The sequence below is a fragment of the Salmonella sp. 32020114201800008SM genome, from assembly GCF_017572025.1.
Taxonomy (GTDB): Bacteria; Pseudomonadota; Gammaproteobacteria; order Enterobacterales; family Enterobacteriaceae; genus Salmonella; species Salmonella enterica.
Genome location: NZ_JAGEQM010000020.1, coordinates 1 through 1,314 on the forward strand (window position 1 = coordinate 1; position 1,314 = coordinate 1,314).

Annotated in this window: 1 protein-coding gene; it reads right to left on the reverse strand. The window is 50.5% G+C overall.

Annotation, left to right across the window (positions count from 1 at the left end; translation table 11 throughout):
- Positions 1-4: 4 nt before the first annotated feature.
- A protein-coding gene (locus tag J4613_RS22415) for an IS3-like element ISSen1 family transposase (protein WP_085983316.1) occupies positions 5-1,260 on the reverse strand; the annotation gives its coding sequence in 2 pieces (ribosomal slippage) (positions 5-909 and positions 909-1,260; 1,257 coding nt in all).
- Positions 1,261-1,314 lie beyond the last annotated feature (54 nt).

The following is a 1,314-nucleotide window of genomic DNA, read 5'->3' on the forward strand; positions in this document are numbered from 1 at the left end:
ATGACTAGTCCTGATATAGGTTGACAGTTTTTTGTCTGTAAAACGCCTGATGAACATCATCGGGCGTTTTGTATTTCAGGGCCAGGTGTGGCCGTTCATGGTTATAAATTGCCACGGACTCTTTTACTATTTCCCGCGCTTGCTCCAGGTCTGCAGGACGCGAGAGTAAAAACTCATTTTTCAGTATCCCGTTTATTCTCTCAGCCAGCGCATTCTGGTAGCAGTCGTAACCATCGGTCATTGAACAGGTTATTCCGTTTCGCTCATGAACTGACTGATAAAGTACCGAACAGTATTGCAGTCCTCTGTCAGAGTGATGTACCAGCGGACCTGTCGTTTTTCTCCGCCTCAGAGCCTGCCTGAACGCCTTTACCACATTTTCTGTCTGCAGGTTTTCCCCGACATGGTAACCCACGATTTTTCTGGAGCAGGCATCGGTGACCAGACTCAGACAGGCCGTGCCGCTGCGTAGTGGAAGGTAAGTAATATCGGCGACCCAGACCTGCTCTGGCTCAAGGGCGGTAACCTGTTCAGGACCGGGTTTCAGCAGATTAGGATGCCGGTAAAAGCGATGATGGCTGTTGGTGGTTTTGTGATATGCCCGTTTCACGGGTACCAGGAGCCGGTATTCACCCAGCAGATTAAACAGACGGTCCCGTCCAATATTCAGCGTTTTATCGGCCTGCATGTTCAGCAGATAGTGCAGTTTACGCGTACCGATTCGCGGCTGGCGGCACCGGGTACGGGCAACAAAATCAAGAACCTGAGCATGATGCTCCTGCCGTTTATTACATCTTGTATTGTACTGGTACCACGCCTGTCTGCTGTGCCCCAGGAACTGACATGCACGCGTAACTGTTATTTTGGGGGCCTGACTTTGCGTGAGGACTTGCCGGGCCGCTTTTTTACAACACTTACCCCGTAATCATTTTTCAGGACGTTGATAACGGACTCAAAAAACTCAGCTTTCTGGTTTGCCAGCTCAAGCTGTTCTTCAAGTTCCCTGATTCTTTGCTCGGGTGTCAGCGGGATAGTTGTCTGAGCCACAGGCAGTTTCCTCTTCACCAGGTCAGGAAGTCCGGGTCTCCAGTCAAGCCGGCCATATTTACGCAGCCAGACAAGTACGGTGGAGCGCCCCTGAATGCCATATCGCTGCTGGGCCTGTTTATAGGTCATCTCGCCTTTTTCGACCTGCTCAACGACGGCTATTTTAAAGGATAGAGGATAATCGCGTTGGGTGCGTTTGAACTCAGTCATCATCACGTTCTCCGGATTTAAGTCTGGAACGTGTCAACGCTATTCAGGACGGGTCAA